The 19968-nt window shown below is 31.3% G+C and carries 18 protein-coding genes and 1 pseudogene; 3 read left to right on the top strand and 16 right to left on the bottom strand.

The features are described from left to right. Window positions 1-11 precede the first annotated feature (11 nt). The 9 genes from ACWJKE_RS00305 to ACWJKE_RS00265 form a co-directional block, all read right to left on the bottom strand. Window positions 12-1361 carry a DUF7305 domain-containing protein gene (locus ACWJKE_RS00305; RefSeq protein WP_216301697.1) on the bottom strand — a complete coding sequence of 450 codons (1350 nt, stop codon included), beginning with the start codon at window positions 1359-1361 and terminating at the stop codon, window positions 12-14. Between the two features lie 14 nt (window positions 1362-1375). Then, complete coding sequence (locus ACWJKE_RS00300) at window positions 1376-2062, bottom strand: hypothetical protein (RefSeq protein WP_220286008.1); 687 nt, start codon at window positions 2060-2062, stop codon at window positions 1376-1378. 28 nt (window positions 2063-2090) lie between these two features. Then, window positions 2091-2618, bottom strand: coding sequence for a PilN domain-containing protein (locus ACWJKE_RS00295; protein ID WP_216301695.1), 528 nt, complete (start codon window positions 2616-2618; stop codon window positions 2091-2093). Between the two features lie 3 nt (window positions 2619-2621). Beyond that, the gene (pilM, locus tag ACWJKE_RS00290; protein ID WP_216301694.1) at window positions 2622-3650 is read right to left on the bottom strand and encodes a type IV pilus assembly protein PilM; all 1029 of its coding nucleotides are present in this window, start codon (window positions 3648-3650) and stop codon (window positions 2622-2624) included. Window positions 3651-3744: 94 nt separating this feature from the next. Further along, window positions 3745-4140 carry a type II secretion system protein gene (locus ACWJKE_RS00285; protein WP_220286010.1) on the bottom strand — a complete coding sequence of 132 codons (396 nt, stop codon included), beginning with the start codon at window positions 4138-4140 and terminating at the stop codon, window positions 3745-3747. Between the two features lie 77 nt (window positions 4141-4217). Further along, window positions 4218-5423, bottom strand: a complete 1206-nt coding sequence (locus ACWJKE_RS00280) for a type II secretion system F family protein (protein ID WP_216301692.1) — start codon at window positions 5421-5423, stop codon at window positions 4218-4220. Window positions 5424-5454: 31 nt separating this feature from the next. Further along, window positions 5455-7155, bottom strand: coding sequence for a GspE/PulE family protein (locus ACWJKE_RS00275; protein ID WP_462952863.1), 1701 nt, complete (start codon window positions 7153-7155; stop codon window positions 5455-5457). Between the two features lie 393 nt (window positions 7156-7548). Beyond that, the gene (gene ade, locus ACWJKE_RS00270; protein WP_216301690.1) at window positions 7549-9249 is read right to left on the bottom strand and encodes an adenine deaminase; all 1701 of its coding nucleotides are present in this window, start codon (window positions 9247-9249) and stop codon (window positions 7549-7551) included. 117 nt (window positions 9250-9366) lie between these two features. Then, window positions 9367-10044 (bottom strand): ribonuclease H-like domain-containing protein, encoded by a 678-nt coding sequence (locus ACWJKE_RS00265; protein ID WP_216301689.1) that lies wholly within the window; start codon window positions 10042-10044, stop codon window positions 9367-9369. 218 nt (window positions 10045-10262) lie between these two features. Here ACWJKE_RS00265 and ACWJKE_RS00260 point away from each other — a divergent pair, with 218 nt between their 5' ends. Genes ACWJKE_RS00260 through ACWJKE_RS00250 form a run of 3 tightly spaced genes read left to right on the top strand, consistent with a single transcriptional unit; the run spans window position 10263 to window position 12495 of the window. Beyond that, entirely contained in the window at window positions 10263-10487 is a 225-nt protein-coding gene (locus ACWJKE_RS00260; RefSeq protein WP_165414912.1) for a FeoA family protein, read from the top strand. 33 nt (window positions 10488-10520) lie between these two features. Continuing rightward, entirely contained in the window at window positions 10521-12284 is a 1764-nt protein-coding gene (feoB, locus tag ACWJKE_RS00255) for a ferrous iron transport protein B (protein WP_165414911.1), read from the top strand. Window positions 12285-12339: 55 nt separating this feature from the next. Then, window positions 12340-12495 carry a FeoB-associated Cys-rich membrane protein gene (locus tag ACWJKE_RS00250; protein ID WP_165414910.1) on the top strand — a complete coding sequence of 52 codons (156 nt, stop codon included), beginning with the start codon at window positions 12340-12342 and terminating at the stop codon, window positions 12493-12495. Between the two features lie 63 nt (window positions 12496-12558). On the opposite strand, the gene ACWJKE_RS00245 is transcribed toward ACWJKE_RS00250, so the two are convergent. From ACWJKE_RS00245 to ACWJKE_RS00215, 7 genes and pseudogenes are all read right to left on the bottom strand, one after another. Next, entirely contained in the window at window positions 12559-13278 is a 720-nt protein-coding gene (locus ACWJKE_RS00245; RefSeq protein ID WP_165414909.1) for a ribonuclease H-like domain-containing protein, read from the bottom strand. Between the two features lie 173 nt (window positions 13279-13451). Then, window positions 13452-15176, bottom strand: a complete 1725-nt coding sequence (gene argS / locus ACWJKE_RS00240) for an arginine--tRNA ligase (protein WP_216301686.1) — start codon at window positions 15174-15176, stop codon at window positions 13452-13454. Window positions 15177-15687: 511 nt separating this feature from the next. Then, the gene (locus tag ACWJKE_RS00235) at window positions 15688-17766 is read right to left on the bottom strand and encodes a thioredoxin domain-containing protein (protein ID WP_462959084.1); all 2079 of its coding nucleotides are present in this window, start codon (window positions 17764-17766) and stop codon (window positions 15688-15690) included. A gap of 304 nt (window positions 17767-18070) precedes the next feature. Next, the gene (locus tag ACWJKE_RS00230) at window positions 18071-18508 is read right to left on the bottom strand and encodes an SRPBCC domain-containing protein (RefSeq protein ID WP_216301685.1); all 438 of its coding nucleotides are present in this window, start codon (window positions 18506-18508) and stop codon (window positions 18071-18073) included. Window positions 18509-18523: 15 nt separating this feature from the next. After that, entirely contained in the window at window positions 18524-18829 is a 306-nt protein-coding gene (locus ACWJKE_RS00225; protein WP_216301684.1) for an ArsR/SmtB family transcription factor, read from the bottom strand. Window positions 18830-19191: 362 nt separating this feature from the next. After that, window positions 19192-19383, bottom strand: a pseudogene (locus ACWJKE_RS00220) (DUF255 domain-containing protein); the annotation flags it as partial. Between the two features lie 126 nt (window positions 19384-19509). Beyond that, the gene (locus ACWJKE_RS00215; protein WP_216301683.1) at window positions 19510-19902 is read right to left on the bottom strand and encodes an acetyl-CoA carboxylase biotin carboxyl carrier protein; all 393 of its coding nucleotides are present in this window, start codon (window positions 19900-19902) and stop codon (window positions 19510-19512) included. Window positions 19903-19968 lie beyond the last annotated feature (66 nt).

Here is a 19968-nt window from a genome sequence, read left to right as displayed (position 1 = left end):
AATAATTTTTTTTATTTCCAATAGGAGATTTCGTATCTATCTGAATTAACAGATAAAGGTGGCAGATCGCTAGGTAACTTTATTACAAATCCGCTATTAGTGACGGTAACTGTATTTCCAATAACAGCGCCTGTAATCTTTCCACTATTTAAAGTAATATCTGCATTAGGTGCATATAAAATTTGTGAACCTAAAAAGCTTCCACCATCAAAAAGAATGGATGTTCCTATGGAGGTCAAATTTCCTATAATCGCACCTGATCCAGTTAATATAATTTCCCCTGTGCCCCATGTTACAGAACCATAAATATGAGTTTCAGCATCCATAGTAAATGGAGTAGTATTGTTACAATAAAATTGTAATTTGTTTTTATCTCCATTTAATTTTCCATCGCTGTTAACATATCCTTTTAGGTTAGTACAATAGTCCACATATAGATTAACTTTATTACCTCCAGTAATTACAATTCTACCTTGTTTCATGTTTAAATTTTTTATTCTTATATTTCTATCCCCTGTACTTGTATTAATAGTTAGAGTAGTGTCATCTAATATTTCAATTTTTTCATAACATCCATCAGTGCTAATATTTACGCTACTAGCACCATTAATCGTAATATTACCCATATTTGCAAGACCATTTGGGAATCTTGGCATAACTGGCGTTGGGTAATTTCCAACAACAGTGTTAGGTGAATTCTCTACGGGTACAAGTTTAATCCAATTTCCTTGCTTTTTTACTACTGCACCTTCTAATTCACCATTGTTACCAGTATTAGGAATTATAATTTTATGACCGCTCGTAATTACATCCTTATAATACTTAATTGAATTAGCAGCTATAGAGTTGGTCCCAATATCTCCATCCACACTACCGCCATTAAGAATAATACTACTATTAGCAAAAATAGCTGTAGTAATGATTGTAGGTGATATAGTATTTTTAAGAACAACTGTAACTGTATCTGTAATATATTTTGGACTTCCACCGGAGTCTTTACCATTATTAACTTTACCTGTTGATTTAATTAGTAATTTTCCATTTGTTATAGCCGGTATTGTTATGTTGAAATTACCATTACCAAAAATAGTATTATCAGAATGGAGTGGAAGTTGAGATACCAATGTACTCACATCCTTACTGTTCATAGATTCTATATATTTAGCCGCGGCTTCCGCCCCCGCTCTTGCTATATAATATGCTTGTGTCTTTTTTTCTTGATTTCTTGCATTGTTAGCTTCCCAAACTACACTAGTTCCTAAAGCCGAACACAAGATAAGTAAAACACCAACTATAGCAATTACCAGTAATAAAGAAGATCCCTTATGCCTTTGTAACTTTATATTTCTGCTCCTAGACACTAATATCAAGCCCCTTAATTAAACAAATTACTTTTCCCAACATTATCATCCTTAAAATCATAGCTTGGTTTGTTTTTAATAGTACCTTCAGTAGAATAGTAGTTCAAAACAATAGTTGCTTGTGTCCCCTTGCTTTCTCCCTGTGTTGAAGACATACTTATATCAACTATCTCAGCCAATCTACTATCCCCTTCTATGTCACTAATGAAACTTAAAACAGATGAATAATCACCGTTAATTATAACTGTTACTGGCACAAACATTAATTTATGATTTGTACTGTCAATAGAACTATCTACTTCATTGGCATTTGCAGTGATGTTTGCAGAATTATTCACACTATTTTTGGAAGAATAATTTACACTTTGCCCAAAGGCAACAGAAATTAGTTTAATTTTATTCTTAGCGGCAAAAGTATTTATGCTATAAGATATCTCAGGATTTCTTTCATTTTCAGGAAGCACCTTTACTGATTCATTATATATATTTTTAATATCTTCTAGCTTTTCAGTATTACTTATATTTGAACCATTAAATTTTTCAATCGAATCACATTCTATCTTTTTATCACTTATGCTTTGATTTACAATCTTTATTTTTTGACTTATTGGTTTTAGAAAAAGATTGTAATATGGATACAAGATTACTAAAATGGTTCCTACTATAACCAGAAGTTTCTCTCTCTTACTAAAACTGCTCAATAAAATCACCTCAAAGTTCTAAATATTTCTATTCACTTATCTCTATAGTAAATGTATACCCTTTTGTCTTAATATCAGAGTTATTTATGTTACCAATTTTAGCTATTGGATACTCAACTGACATTTGAAGATTTGCAGCAAAAGTGCTAATTGAAGCATAATTTGTTGAAGCTCCACCTATCATTATTGTTCCCTTTGAATAATTAATATCTGTAAGTGATACATCAACCGGAATATATTTTTCAAGATTTTTAATTTTGTTTGTGACACTTACCTTTTGCTTTATTAATAAATCTACTTCATTATTATATAAGTTATAGTTTTTAATATCTGACAAAATCTTTTTGTTTTCTTGAACGACTTCGTAATTGTCAGCAATTTCAGTTTTAAAATCCGATTCATCTGAAATAAGCTTATTCAAATAAAGCTTCGGGACATATACAATTGTAAAGAGTATTGCAAGAACTATAATTCCCATGGAAATATAGTTCTTGGCTTTTAATTCCCTCTCTCTTTTAACCTTTAGTTCGTAGGGTATTAAATTTAATTCAGACATGAGTTACTCCTTTCTAAGTAAAAGGCCTAGGGTGCCAATAAAATGTTTTATATTGCATTCAGTAGGAATTATTGTCTTCACTCCAATACTCTTAGCATCATCTAAAATATATACAGAGCAGTTAAAATAATTACTAACGTATTCACTTAAACCATTAATTACACAACCTCCGCCAATTAAATATATACTATCCAAATTACCCTTAGTTTTACCTATTGTAAAGAAAGTGACTATTTTTTCTAAAGATAATAAAACATTATTAAAAAGTGCTTTTATTCTGCCTTCAAGTTCATTATCATCTTTATTTTCTATAAAATTAATATTTTTTTCTAAATATTCAAATGCACTAATGTGCTCAATGTTTTCTTTTTTAATAATTTCCTTGAGTATATTATTTACACCAAATGGAATTTCTCTTTCAATAAAAAGTTTTCCTTTATCTAATATTATTATATTGGTATTGTTACTACCAATATCTATAACTCCAATATTCTCTGATGAAGTACTCTTTTTTGAAGCATCTTTAAACACTCTTCGTGCACAGTTAGAAGAAATATCTATTGCTACAATCTCTAAATTTAACATTTGAGAAATTTTAACTAATTGGTTGATTTTTTCTTTAGGTACAGCCGAAACTAAAAGTCTTAATGCTTTTTTTTCTGAGGTATCTATTTTCTCTATAATTTCATAATCGATAGTGTATTCGCTTATATCTCTTGGGAGATACTGATTCATTTCCCATTCAAGTGAAGTTTTTATTCCTCTATCATCCATTATTGGCATTTCTGTATGTCTTGATATAACCTCTTGTCCATGGATAGTAAAGGCAATCTCCTTTGTTCTAATGTTGTTCTTCTTTAAAAACACTCCAAGTGAATCCTTGATTTCTTCAAGATTCACTATTTTATCATCTTTAATGCTACCCTCTGAGGTTTTTATAGTTTCAAATAACTTAACTTGTTTTTTATTACCTATCATTATTTTCATACTGGTAGAACCTAAGTCTAGAGCAATTCTATCCTTTTCAAACACTTAATTCACCTCATGTTTAGTAATAAAATTTCATTCAATAATAAGCTTAACCAAAGCATTGAATCACCTTGATTAAGCTAAAAACCTTAAATTATTAGTTAGATGTTACCATTCCATTACTATCAAGAATTATATGATCTTTGCCAGCAGCTGCAATCACCTTTAATTGTGCTAATGTTGTGACCTCAGAAAATTCACTAGGTTTTACCTCTATAACTTTTCCAGTTCCAGTTCCTATAATCGCATCTAATCCAAGTTTAAAAGTACCTGTATCTGCAATTTGTGCAGTTTCATGATCAGCATTGTAGGCTGCTGCTGCATTCACTATAATTTTAGCATCCGATATAGCCTTAGCTTTCTTAGCACTGTCGGAATAGCCTGTAATTTTTGGCACCAAAATAGCACCTAGTATAGCAAGTATTGCTATAACTGCAATAAGCTCGATAAGTGTAAATCCTTTTTTCTTCTTTTTAATAATCGTTTCAATCATTTTATAATTCCTCCCTTTTCATATAATATTTATATTCATCAAAGTATTAGCTTTGATAATTATCAAATTTAGACCCTTTAGACCCCTACTGCATCATACATGCCAAAGATAGGTAGTATTATTGATACCACTATAAATCCGACTACCATTGCTAATCCTATTATTATAAGGGGTTCTATTAAAGCAGTCATTTGTGCTGTAGCGTTCGCTACCTCATCATCATAAAAATCAGCCGTTTTCTTTAAGACCTCATCCATATTACCAGATTCTTCACCTATTTTAATCATTTGAGTAAGCATCAGTGGAAAGATTTCCCTAGTTGACAAAGCATCACCAAGACCTATCCCTTTTTTAACTTCTTCTTTAATAGAAAAAAGTATATCACTAATTGTTCTACTATTAAGGACCTTCGCGCAGGTTTCTAAACTTTCAATCATTGGTACTCCACTAGATAAAAGTATTCCAAATGTTCTAGCAAATCTAGCTGTTACAATCTTCAAATATAGCTTCCCAAATATAGGCATTTTCATAGTATATCTATCATTTCTCAATTTTCTCTTACCCTTATTGCCCAAAATTTTAAACAATAGAAAAGTAAATAACATAATTAAAGTTACAGCTATTATATTTTCTCTAAAAAAATTACTGATGCCCATAACAATTTTAGTAGGAAGTGGAATTTTTCCTCCTGCGTCTATAATCATATTTGTAAATGTAGGCACCACAAAGATTACAATCCCAGTTACAACAATAAATGAAAAAATAACAATAACCTTTGGATATGTTATGGCCTGCTTTATTTTTTGCTGTAGTTTATGCTCATTCTCATAATACTTAGCTAATGTTCCCAAAATTGTGTCCAAATTCCCGCTAGTTTCTCCAACCTCAACCATATTTACTAGCATATCTGGAATATCTTTGTGTTCTCTAAGGGATATTGAAAAAGTTTTACCCTTTTGTATCTCTTCACTCACAACATATAAAACTTTTTTAAGCTTTGGATTTTCTGTCTGTTCTTTAACTATATCTACAGCCTTAACTATACTGATTCCCGCAGAAACTATAACTGAAAACTGTCTGCAAAATATTGATATATCCTTTGTACTAACCATTTTAAGAGAGCTTAAATCTACATTTAAGGATTTCTTATATTCTTTTATTCTAACAGGATAATAGCTTTTCTCTCTAAGCATCATACTTACAGCTCTTTCATTTGAGGCCTCCATTTTACCTTTTAATGAAACACCTTGAACGTTTTTTGCCTCATATACGAAAACCGGCACTCATACACCCCCTTTATAGTTAGCACGACTGCTAACTATCCTTTGAAAAAGCTATTTTTATTAATTCATCTATTGTAGTTTCACCACTATAAACCAGCTCCTCACAGGATTTTTTAAGGGTTTTCATTCCATTTCTAATGCTTATATCTTTAATTTGATCTATGCTTTTGTTAAGTAGAATGCTTTCCCTTATTTCTCTAGTAATTTCCATAATCTCATAGACACCTGTTCTGCCCGAAAACCCACTGTTATTACAGTAGGTACAACCCTCGCCTTTATAAAGCTTTAGCGTCTCTTGCTCTTCTAATCCTAATATTGTTTTTTCATAACTACTAGCTTCGAAAGAAGTTTTACAGTGCTTACATATCCTCCGCACAAGTCTTTGTGAAATAACTCCACTTACCGAAGTTGCCACTAGGTATGGTTCTATTCCCATGTCCGAAAGTCTTACTACTGCTGAGGCCGCATCGTTGGTATGAATAGTGCTTAAAACCAAATGTCCTGTAATAGCGGACCTAATCGCTATTTCTGCTGTTTCACTATCTCTGATTTCACCTATCATTATTATATCTGGATCTTGTCTTAAAATAGATCTAAGGCCTGACGCAAAGGTTAGTCCCGCCTTAATATTCACATTAACTTGATTTATATCATCTATTAAGTATTCTACTGGGTCTTCTACAGTTATAATATTAGTATTTTCCTTATTCAAATCACTTAAAATACTATATAACGTGGTAGACTTACCACTTCCTGTAGGCCCCGTTACTAAAATAATACCGTAAGGGCTTTTAATTATACCCTCTACCTTTTCTAAGTCATCTTTACTTAATCCTAGTTGCTTCTTAGATTTAAGAAAGTTTTCTCTGTCAAGCACTCTAATAACCACTTTCTCTCCATAAACCGTAGGAAGAATAGATACGCGAAGATCGTAATCTTTTTTCTCTATATTCATTAGTATTCTTCCATCTTGAGGAAGTCTTTTCTCTGCTATATTCATGTTACCAAGTATTTTTATTCTTGTTACCAATGCAGCTAAGGTTTCCTTGGGAGACTTCAATACTTCATGAAGCTCACCATCGATTCTATATCTAACCCTAACATACTCATCAAAGGGTTCTATGTGAATGTCACTAGCCCTGCTTTTTACTGCATTTTTAACTAGAGAATCTACAAGCCTTACCGCAGGAGCATTCTTAATGTTTTCAAGGCTATCAGATTCCTCCACGCTAAGTCCCTTTATATCACTTTGAGTTTGAGATTTTACTAGTTCATTTGCTGCCTTTTGAACATATTGCGACGAGTAATATCTATCTATAGACTTTTTAATGGCTGTTTGAGTTGTAATTAAAGGTTCTACCTCGTAACCTGATGATATGCCCACATCATCGATTGCAAACACATTTAATGGGTCTGCCATAGCAACTTTGATTTTATTGTCTTCTATATCTATAGGAATCAAATTGTATCTAAGAGCTAGACTTTCAGATATACATTTAACTGCTTCCATATTTACAACAGTTCTTTCTAAATCTACTCTCATAATTCCTAGTTGTATTTCAAGTACATCTATTATTACATCTTCCGTTAAAATATTGTCCTCTATAAGTTGTTCTCCAAGTCTTTTCCCAGATATTCTTTGTTTTTTCAAAACTGATCTCAACTGTTCTTCAGTTATTTTCTTGGTTTGAACAAGTATATATCCTAATTTCTGTTTATTTTGAAGACTCATATTTCCCCACTCCTAATCATGTTTTCACTGTTATTAAATTTCTCATTAATAGCTTCATAACACATTATATAATATTTAGTACGCTAAATTTAAATACCCCTCTGACAGTATATGTACTCATATCAAAAATATTTACGGATTTTTTATTTTTTTAAATCCAATCACAATACCCGCCATCAGTGCACCCCTTATTTTGCAAATTATATGCATAGTTTTTTATGAATATTCAACATAATTATAAAGAAAACGTTAATTTTGTGGGATAAATAAATATCCCTATATCTCCTTTTCATAAATATACTTTATTAATTAATATGTTCATCATTTAGAAATGGGTTTAAAAAAAATCTTACAATAATATTAATTATTATTGTAAGATTTTTATTTCCGCTATTATTCGACAATAAGCTTTATAAATGCATGCTTATTATAGTCAAACAATCCTCTAGTAGTAATTTTAACTTCAGGTATTACTGGAAGTGCCATAAAAGATAAGCTTACAAAAGGGTCATATTCCTCTCGTACTCCAAAGCCTCTGGCAATTCTACTAAGCCTATTTAGGTGCTCTGACACCATATATGGGGACTCAAAGGTCATTAGCCCCGCAATTGGCAAGCTTAGCTGAGCAATAACTTTCCCCTCTGACACCATAGCTATACCTCCACCAATCGAAACAAGAGTATTAACTGCCACCTCCATGTCCTTATCATTATCTCCAACGACTATAAGGTTGTGAGAATCATGGACTATAGTTTGTGCTATGGAGCAATGTTTTAATCCTAATCCTTCTATAAATCCAACAAAATGCTTACCTGTATTATGATGTCTTTCAATTACTGCTATTTTTAATACATCTCTTTCTGCCACTCTCTTTATATAACCAAGTTCACTTTCTGTTTTCCTCTGTACCAATTTAGTTCGCAAGGAATTCGGAATTAATTTTATCACATTTACAGCTTTAGCATTACTTTTAACTTTGAAAATTTCACTATCTATAAAATCCATATGCATGGACGATTTTATTTTTAAGTCTACATGTTTTGTGCCCGGTAATTCTTTATACTCTTTACCATTTTTTATAACTTTCATTATATTTACGCCCTTTAAGTCTTCAAATAGCACTAAATCTGCTTTATATCCTGGTGCTATAGCTCCTCTATCCAACAAACCATAACATTTAGCTGCATTAAATGAGGCCATTATAAACGCATTTATAGGATTAATTCCCTGCTTTATAGAAATTCTAATACAGTTATCTATGGAGCCACTCTCTAGTAAATCGTCTACATGTCTATCATCCGTGCAAAATAAAAATCTTCCGAAGTTATTCTTGGTAACAGCGGGAAGAATGTCCTTTAAATTTCTTGCAGCTGATCCTTCTCGCAGCATTACGTACATTCCCCTACTAACTTTTAGTAAGGCTTCTTTGGCATTTTCGCTTTCATGATCTGTTCTTACACCGCAGCTTAAGTATGCATTTAACTCCCTAGGCGATATATTAGGACAGTGACCATCTATATGTTTGTGCTTTGCTATATCTATTTTTTTTAATATATTTTCATCCTTATTTGTAACTGCGGTCACATCCATTACTTCACCGAGACCTAAAACTAGCTTATTATTGATTAATTTATCAAAATTATTAGCATTAAGAACGAATCCACTATCCTCAAAGTTTGTTGCCGGAACACAAGAAGGTAGCATAAAAAAAACATCTATAGGTGCTTTTTTACTATTATTTATCATAAAGTTAATACCGTTCATTCCTTCTACATTAGCTATTTCATGTGGATCTGCTATTATTGTAGTTACACCTTTTTTAATTATCACCTCCGCAAACTGCTTGGGCATAATCATGGAGGATTCTATGTGTACATGCGAATCAATGAATCCCGGCGAAACATATAAATCTGAGCAATCAATTTCAGCGGTTCCATCGTATTCACCAATTCCTATAATAGTATCGCCTAGTATAGCAATATCCCCTCTATCTATATTTTCAGTAAACACATTTATAAAATTCGCATTCTTTAGCACTAAATCTGCTTTAACCCTTCCCATCGCTGCATCAATGTTTCTCCGAGTCTGCTCCATATGCTTCCCTCCTCTAATAATTTTAAAACACCCTTCTATTAAATTATTATGGAAATGCTTACAGTATTCCTCATTACTAAGTTAATCTAAAATTTTTTAGCAAATAAAAAAACACAGCTATTGATGTGCTATGCTTTCCTCAGTTTTTAACTGTATTTTATTGTACCAATCAACATATATATAAAATAAACTAACAACATCTTGTTGATTATATAATAATATTTTTTCTTTTTTTTCTTTAGGCATTCTATTTATATACTCAGCATCTTTTACTATTTTACCAAAGGTTTTAGCTAAATTAGAGCCACTAATTACCTCACTTTCGCGATCAATCTCAAATATCTTTTCTAGAGCTTTAAGCCCAATACATGTTCCTTCAGCTTTTTCATAACATTTCTGCAAATCTACTTCGCCAAAATACCCTTCTAGTATAAAATCTATTTTATGAGCTTTTAACAAATAGTTTATAACTGTAAAATCATTATTCCCTGAAAATGTAACGATGAATTTTTTATTATACTTCATCTTCATTTCTTCAAAATAATTTTTAGCTAAAGATAATATTTCTATAGCATCTTTTTTATTTTCCGCCATATATTGGGTAACCTTTAACTCATTTGAAATTTCATCATAATAGCAGCACCCAAAAACTCCTATACATATGGGCTTTTTATAAATGTAATGTTCTAAATCAAAAAACAATGCATCTTTAAAGAGTTGCTTATTTCCGTCTATAGTAAGGGCCCCTTCCACTGAAATTTCCCCTACCTTAATACTACTAAGTTTTGTAATCACAATATCACTCTTTTCTACTAAGTTTTCTAAAAAGCAAAACCGTAAATTTGCACATGTCTAATTTAAACCTCTGCTCTATTTATATGTTATCACATTTCCACTATTTTATAAAATCATTTTTAAAATTTAATGATTTTTCTTGTTACTTCATATTGACACTAATAGATAAACATGTTAAAATTACAATTGAGAATTGTTTTCATTAAGGAGTGATTATTATAAGTATTTACGATTTAAAGCCAGGAGATAAAGCGCTCATTGACTCCGTTTGCGGGGATGATAAATTTGCTAAAAGATTACTCGCATTAGGCTTCATAGAAGGTACTGAAGTTAAATTAGTAGCTACCGCACCTCTAGGGGATCCTATAATTATAAATTTACGCGGTTTCAATTTAGCCATTAGAAAAAATGACGCTAAAAATATATCTATAAAAATTGCATAATTATTATAGCGAGATATAATAAGGAGGATTTGAATGATTACTGCTGCTTTACTAGGTAATCCTAATGTTGGCAAAACAACTCTATTTAATGCACTTACAGGTTCTAACCAATACGTAGGTAATTGGGCTGGAGTGACCGTAGAAAAAAAAGAAGGCTTTATAGCTAATAAAATTAAAATTGTTGACTTGCCTGGTATTTATGCCATGGACACTTATTCAAACGAAGAAAAAGTTTCCAAGGAATTTTTGCAAAGCAGTAACGTAGATGTAATTGTAAATATTGTTGATGCATCGAGCCTTGATAGAAATTTATACCTTACAACTCAATTAAAACAATTTAACAAACCGATAATTTTAGTATTAAACATGATAGACGTAGCAATATCTAAGGGAATAGACATTAATTTAAAACTTTTAGAACAAAAACTAGGGGTAAAAATAATACCTATAGTAGCTTCAAAAGGTAAAGGTATTTCTGATGTTCGCGATTGCCTCCTCAAAAAGGATTACATTACCACTTCTACAAACAGTCTAAAATTTAAAGATGAAAAAGAAACTTATGATTACATTGAATGTTTATTAAAATCAATTACTAATAAAAACACTGATAATAAAGCTTCTATTACAGAAAAAATAGATAAAATTGTGCTTAATAGAATACTTGCTTATCCGCTATTTTTCGGAAGTTTATTTTTAATTTTTATGTTTACATTTACCTGGGTTGGACAACCTTTAGCTGATCTTCTAGATAGTTTGCTTAATGATTTTTTCGTTCCATTTTTACGTATTGTACTTGCGAGTAACAGCGCTTGGTTTTCTTCTCTACTAATTGATGGTATCGTAGGCGGAGTTGGTTCCGTAATAGTATTTTTACCTGTTATATTGACATTATTCTTAGGTATCTCATTTTTAGAAGACAGTGGATACATGGCAAGAGCTGCTTTTATAATGGATAAGTTAATGAGAAAAATGGGCTTATCAGGTAAAGCTTTTATTCCTTTAATTGTTGGTTTCGGTTGCTCTGTTCCAGCTATAATGTCTGCTAGAACTCTAGAGAGTGATAAAGACAGAAAATTAACAGCACTTTTAGTTCCTCTTATGTCCTGCAATGCCAGGCTTCCAGTTTATGCATTGTTTGCATCAATATTTTTTCCTGGAAGAGAAACCTTCATGGTATTTTCATTATACTTACTAGGTATTGGTTTAGCCTTTGGAATTGGCCTACTATTTAAAAATACTTTATTCAAAAAGGATGAAGAACCTTTTATTATAGAATTACCTGTATATAAATTACCAGAACCAAAAAGCTTATTAATACACACTTGGCAAAAAGGTAAAGGCTTCTTAAAGAAAGCCGGCACTATAATTTTCTCAATTTCCGTAATAATATGGTTTTTATCAAATTTCAATACTACAGGTATGGTTGATATAAACATTAGCTTTTTAGCTTCAATAGGAAAATTTATAAATCCAGTATTTATACCACTTGGATTTGCTTCATGGCAAAATTCGGTAGCACTTTTAACTGGTCTTATGGCTAAGGAAGTAGTTGTAGGTACAATGGGTGTTATATATGGAGGTAATTTAAAACATATTTTAGCTAATTATTTTACGCCACTATCGGCTTATAGTTTCTTAGTTTTCGTATTATTATATACTCCCTGTGTATCGGTAATCGCAACTATGAAAAAGGAATATGGAAATAAAATGGCAATTTTTTCTTTAACATATCAATTGCTATTAGCTTGGATAGTTTCTTTTATAATATTTAATGTAGGTAGTATTATAATTGGATAATAAAAAATTTATAGCATAAAATATATAGTATAAAATATAAAGAGGTGATGCTAGCGTGGAATTTATTATTGTTGGTGTGATTATAGTTGTAGCTGGATATATCTTGTATTCTAATATAAAAAAGCAAGCAAGTGGTGATTGTGGTTGTGGAAATGGCTGTAAAGGCTGTAGCCATAGTTGTGAGATAAAGCCCCCCAATAAAATTCAATAAAAAAAGCAGTGGTATAGTACATTTTTGTACTATACCACTGTTTTTTTTAATCTTAACTATGCACTATTTTGCTAATATAGATAACCTGGTACTCACCATTTTTAGTGGTTCATTAGTTGTTCTATTACTTTTCAAAAAAGCCATTTGTTTTTTAGCTAATTTTTCTTTTCTCTTAAGATCCAAATCATTTTCAATAATATCAACTACATTGAAAATTTTAGGCAAATTCACAACATCCTCATAATTATGAAGCATAAGAATTTCCTTAGACTTTTCATCATGTTTTACTAGGTATTCATTATATAGTTCAACCCACATAGCCCCATTTATTTCATCTTTTCTGTTAATACCAGTGAACTGCTCTACACTTTTTAAACTGCAATTTTTAATTCCCATTTTTTTATGAAAAGGTCTTATAATCCTAAATAAATCTATATGTTCCCTTGGCATTCTAAACCCAAGATTATATCTGTACATCTTTCTAATTATGAAGGGCTCATCAAAGGCTGTTCCATTATAAGAACACCATCTTTTAAAATTACCCATCGCTTTCTTAAGTTCTTTCAAAAGACTCTCCTCGTCGCTTGGCGCCTCCGCAAAATATTGAACGATTTCAAATTCATCTTTGTTTAAGTAATACCCTAAAGATATCAATACTATTTTATCATATTCCATATCGAACCCTGTAGCTTCAATATCTAAATACGCAATAGTGTCCATCTTATATTTGGTGAAAATTTCGTTAGGCAAAATAACCTTAATTTTGTATTTTTTGATAAACATAGTTCCCCCTAATCTATAAAAAAAGAAAAGTATCTATTACAACAAATGTGTTTTTTATTTGCTAAATAATTCTAAACAAGTTTTACATTTTTCTATAATCTAATAATACATTAAAAACAGCGTTATTGCAAATAATTGCAATAACGCAAATCCAAAGGAATACCGAGTATATGCTACATTCTGTCTACAACTTCTATCCCTATAAGGTTTAACGCGTTCTTGATTACTTGGCAAGTAGATTCTACCATTTTAATTTTTGCTTTTTTATTCGATTCATCTTCTAAATTTGATATATTGTGCTGATTATAAAATTTATTAAATGCCTTTGCTACCTCAATAACATATCTTGTAACCATAGATGGTTCTAATTTATCAATAGCAGCCATAATTGCACTTTGGAAACCTTCTAACTGCTTAACAAGTTCAAATTCTTCTTTAGAATTTAATTTATTATAATCAGGTTCTACATTAGTTCTAACTTCATTAGTTTCAGGTTTATTGCTATTTTCTCCAACTTTTCTTAATATGCTTTTTGCTCTTGCATAAGTATATTGCACATAAGGACCTGTTTCCCCATCAAAGCTAAGCATTTCTTCCCAATTGAAGACAATATCTCTTTCTCTATGATTTTTTAAATAAGTGAATACAATAGCACCTATTCCTACTTTTTTAGCTACATCTTCTTTGTTTTCAAGCTCTGGATTTTTTTCATTTATTACTTCAAGAGTTTTAACCACTGCTTGATCTAATAATTCATCTAAGAAAATAACATCGCCTTTTCTTGTAGATAATTTTTTATCTGCAAATCTTACTGTGCCAAAAGGTACATGCACACAATCATCTGCCCACTCATTGCCCATAAGCTTTAAAGTAGTAAATACTTGTTTAAAATGAAGAGCTTGATCTTTTCCAACTACATAAATATTTTTATGAAAATCATAAGTCTTCTTTCTGTAAGTTGCTGCAGCTAAATCACGAGTAGCATAAATTGTAGCACCGTCTGATTTTTTAATTATGCAAGGTGGTATATTGTATTCATCGAGCATTACAACTTTAGCTCCATTACTGTCTACAAGTAGGCCCTTTGAATCTATGTCTTTTATTATGTCATCCATTTTATCACAGTAAAAACTTTCCCCAGCATAAGAATCAAATTCAACATTTAAAGTTTTGTAAAGTTTCTTAAACTCTACTAGGCTTAAGTCTCTAAATTTAGTCCAAAGCTTAACTTCATCAACGCAACCGTCTTCTAATTTCCTAAAATACATTTTTGCTTCATCATTAAGTGTTGGGTCAATATCAGCCTCTTCATGGAATTTCACATAAATTCTTAATAATTCATTAATAGGCTCTTTTTCTAATGCATCTTCGTCTACCCAGTTTTTATAGGCGTAAATAAGCTTACCAAATTGTGTTCCCCAATCCCCAAGATGATTAATTCCAGTACAATTATATCCTTCAAAAGAAAGTATCTTATATAAAGAGTTACCTATAACTGTAGTGAATAAATGTCCTACGTGAAATGGCTTTGCTATATTAGGTGATGAATACTCTACTATCATATTCTTACCTTCACCTATTTTAGATGAACCATAGCTTTCTCCCTCTTCTAATATTTTTTCTATAGTATTTTTAATAAATACTCCTTTGTCTAGGAAGAAATTTAAGTAAGGACCAAAGCACTCTATTTTTTCAAAACCCTCATTTTCAATTTTTCCTTTTAGGTCATTAGCTATCATATTAGGCGCTTTTTTCATAGTTTTTGCTAATTGAAAACACGGAAAAGCAAACTCTCCCATTTCAGGTCTTGGGGGTATTTCAATTAACTTCTCTATTGTTTCTATATCGAGCTCCACCAATTGTTTAATTCTTTCTGCAACTATTTTTTTATAATCCATAAAAATTCCCTCCTGTATTGCTCTGCGGTAGATAACAATTGTTATCCCTCCTGCGCTGCATTTCACTTGATACACTTATTAATTGTAATCCTAATTTCAAAATCCATATATATTGTAATATAACAAAAACCCATCTCTAAATAAAGAGACGGGTTATACTTCCGCTGTACCACTCTAGTTGACTATAAAGTCCACTCAATGTGTTAACGCTACTCGCGGCTTACCCTATAAGAGTCAAAAATACTTTTAACTAGTTCAGGCAGCTTCTCCAAGGTTCTCTTCCTAAAATTAATTTAATACTAATTTTGTTAAATAGTTGCCCACTTAACTTCCTATACCTTACAAGGCTTACACTCTACCCTTGCTCGCTTTAAGATTAATAAGAAAGTACTGTCCTTTTCATGGAATTTAATGATTATATGATTATATAATTATATAATTACTCAATAATAGCTTAAATTATATCACTACAGTACATATTTGTCAATTTTTTTACAATTTGTTTTGCATATTAATAAATCTTAATATACTCAGAGAATTTTTTCAAATCAGTAATTGGCTCTTTGCAAGTAAAATTCTCACAAATATAGGCAGTAGTCTTTCCCTGCAAAGGTTTATGTGCTCTTAACTCATTATTAATGGAATTTAACCTTTCATCGCCAGTGTTTATTACTACTGTAGCAAATGGGAGGTAATTACTATTAATCTCTTTAATCATAGCTTTAGTAACACTACCCTGCCCCTCTCCTGCGATAATAATATCCTTTCCTGGTATCTTGCTATATAATAGTGCCGTCATAAAATAAGCATGAGCACTTTCTATAGTTTTAACCTTTGAAGCAAAAGCCTCAAATTGCCCGTATGCCTCATTTTCTAATTCACTATTACCACTTAATCTAGCAAGCCTTAACATATTTAAAGTAGCCACTGAATTACCTGATGGCATAGCACCATCATATATATCTTTTGGCCTAACAATTAGTTCTTCTCCGTCAACTCCATATAAAAACAATCCACCTTGCTCTTCATCTTTAAACAACTTAAGCATATTTTTATTAAACTCTATTGCTCTAGCTAAGTATTTTACATTAAAAGTAGCTTCATATAACTCAATTAAAGCATGCACAAGGAAGGCGTAATCCTCTAAATAGCCTAAATGGGCTATTTCGCCTTCTCTGTATCTAGCCATTAATCTTCCTTTTTCATTAATCATGTTACTTAAAATAAAATCCATAGCCTTTTCTGCCTGGGTAATATAATCGCTATTTTCAAAAACTCTTCCACCATAAGCGAGCGCCGCAATCATAAGCCCATTCCAGGAAGTTAATATCTTGTCATCCTTATAAGGATGAATTCTTTTTTCCCTATATTCAAATAACTTTTGTCTCATCTCTTCTAATTTGCGTTCTATTTTTTCATCTATCTTAGAGCTACTTTTTTTGCCAATAAGATTTGGAATATTCCTACCTTCAAAATTACCTTCAACCGTTATATTGTAGCGTTTACAATAGGTTTCATAAAGCTCCTCACCTAAAACTAAACCTATTTCCTTTAATGTTAATAAATAATATGTGCCTTCTTCTCCCTCACTATCTGCATCCTCTGCTGAGTAAAAGCCACCCTCTGGAGAGGTCATATCCCTTAAGATATAAATAAATATTTTTTCAGCTACTTGTTTGTAGAATACTTTGCCTGTAGCTTCAAAAGCCTCAATATATACTGTAGCTAAAAGTGCATTATCATATAACATTTTTTCGAAGTGAGGTATGAGCCATCTCCCATCTGTTGAATACCTTGAGAATCCAAACCCTATATGGTCGAAAATCCCGCCCTCATACATAGCTTCCAAAGTTTTTTCTACCATCTCTAATGCTTTAGGCTCATTATAATTTCTCCAGTATTTCAATAAAAATTGCAAGTTATGAGGCGCTGGAAATTTTGGAGACCTTCCAAATCCACCATAATCACAATCAAATACACCCTTGAAGCTATTATATGCATTATGTATTTCATCCTCGCCTATTTCTTCTCCTAGTTCTACTAGATTAACCTTTTTATCAATGTTTTTTATATGCTCTACTATTTTTTCACTAGATGCTATAATATTCTCTCTTTCTTCATTCCACTGCTGTGCTATAGAATTCAGTACATCCTTTATGCCTGGCATTCTATGTCTACTTTCCCTTGGAAAATACGTACCAGCATAAAATGGCTTTTTATCTGGTGTCATAAAAATAGTTAAGGGCCATCCACCACTTCCAGTTAAAGTTTGGCATACGGTCATATAAATACTGTCTATATCTGGGCGTTCCTCTCTATCTACCTTTATTGATACAAAATATTTATTTAAAATAGCTGCTACTTCTTCATTTTCAAAAGATTCTTTCTCCATGACATGACACCAATGGCAAGTTGAATAACCGATTGAAAGGAAGATTGGTTTATCTTCTGCTTTTGCTTTGGTAAAGGCGTCTTCACCCCAGGGATTCCAACTTACTGGGTTATATGCATGTTGCAGAAGGTATGGAGACTTTTCATTAATTAATCTGTTAGGTTTTCTGTTTTGTTTAATAGTGTCTAGTTTAGTCATAGCTACAACAACTCCTATCAAATATGTATTAACGATATTATGCCCAATGTAACTACTTTAAGTCCATAAAAATAAAGAATAACATTTTATCCAAGTGGTTTAATTTTGTGTTGCATACCTATATCAATACAAAAACACTTGTGTCGTCCGTAAAGAAAGTTTTATCTTATTTCATAATTTCTAATGCAAACGCCCGATTAACATCATTTTATCAGTCAGATATAACCAGCCTTCCATAAAAATAACCTAGTATCATTCTTTAATCCAAGATACTAAGTTATTTTTTTATATTCAATTTTCTTTATCAGTGCTTCCAAGGAAGCGACGGAAGTGGTTCTCCTGTTTCTAATAGAGTTTTTATTCCACAAAGAATAAAAGTCCATCCAGCAGCAGCTTGCTGGAATTTTGCATCTTCAGCATTTATATCTTGCAAAATCGTTAATTTTGTTAAGGGTCCCATCTCTTGTATTTCGAAAACCACTGTTGTGATCTTTTCTTCAGTATTTTCTTGAAACTTTTTCCAAGTATAGGAAAGTCTTTTGTTTGGGTTATATTCAATAACTTCGCCTCTCACTTCCTCTTTTCCTTCGGGTGTAATAACTGATACAGAGGAACCAACATTCCATTTAGAAATTACACTGCGTCCGAACCAATATTTTTTTGTATATTCAGGTTTAATAAGAGCTTCCCATACTTTCTCCGCACTGGTCGATATAACTATTTGATACATAAATCCTTCCATAATATCCTCCTTAGTTTATTTTTCAAGATTTCCTTTCAATTCCATCAAGTCTTCAATTCTTATTTCATCAAACTTATTTATCCACCTCAAAGAAATTAGCCTTAATGGAACAGTATTAATATAATGAATCTTCTCTCTCCCCCTCCATATGGGTACTATAATATCGGCGTTTTCTAGTATTAAAAGATGTTTTGATACTGCCTGTCTTGACATTTCAAGCCGGGAACATAGTTCAGAAAGAGATTGACCATTCTTTTCATAAAGCAGATCTAATAAGTAACGACGTGACTTGTCAGCAAGAGCACTAAATATTTTATCCATAGTTTTATATTAGCAACCTTTTAGTTGCATGTCAAGTTTTTTTCAAATTACTACTAATGTCATCCATTGTGCCTCAAATTTTCTTTTATTCATGTAATAATACTCCTCGTCTTCATAGGAGTATTATTACATTATTTTAGGTGACGGGTTATTTGTCGCTTACATATATATAACATACACAGCTTTAGTTAATAGTAATTGTTCTGTAACTATATTATTTAATAACAATTTAAAAAGGCATAAAAAAACAATACCTACAATTAAGTTAGTGCTTATATAGGAATTGAAGTTTTAGTGCAAAAGCATCTTAATACATTGATTTTAAATGGTTTCTTCTTTGTCATAAATTGCAGTCTTTAGGTTACATGACACCAATGGCAAGTTGAATAACCGATTGAAAGGAAGATTGGTTTATCTTTTGCTTTGGTAAGGGCGTCCTCACCCGAGGGATTCCAACTTACTGGGTTATATGCATGTTGCAGAAGGTATGGAGACTTTTCATTAATTAATCTGTTAGGTTTTTTGTTTTGTTTAATAGTGCCTAGTTTAGTCATAGCTACAACAACTCCTATCAAATATGTATTAACGATATTATGCCCAATGTAACTACTTTAAGTCCATAAAAATAAAGAAGCAACATAATCTTGTTACTTCTTTATATAATCCCTTAAATTTGACTCTTACATAACAATCTTAAATAGAACTTCGCCATATTGAATCATTGATAGATTTCTAACACATATTTCACTAACATATCCACATACACAAGATTTTATTTGAATAAACAAGTTTAGATATTCTATAACGCACAATAAATCACCTACTTCAACCATTTGTCCTAGAGTAACAAATGGTTGATGGCTTTCATTATCTATGATTTTTACAATTCCAACGTACTTTGATTTTATTAAATAAATATCTTTATTTTTTATAGCGCATGCAATTTCGTCATTTATGTTATGTTTTTTTTGCATTGCAAGTTTTAAACTTATGTTACTATCTTTATATTCTAAATATGAAATTGATGACTGTTCCATTTGATTAATAATTTTTTTTAATATATTAATGTCCATTTTGATTTAACTCCTGTTATAAAAACGTATGACCAGGTCGCATATACCCTTCATGAATTTAAAAGC

This window comes from Clostridium sp. CM036, from assembly GCF_055081135.1.
Note: the sequence above shows the minus strand (reverse complement) of the source record. Positions and strands in the feature narration are given on the sequence as shown.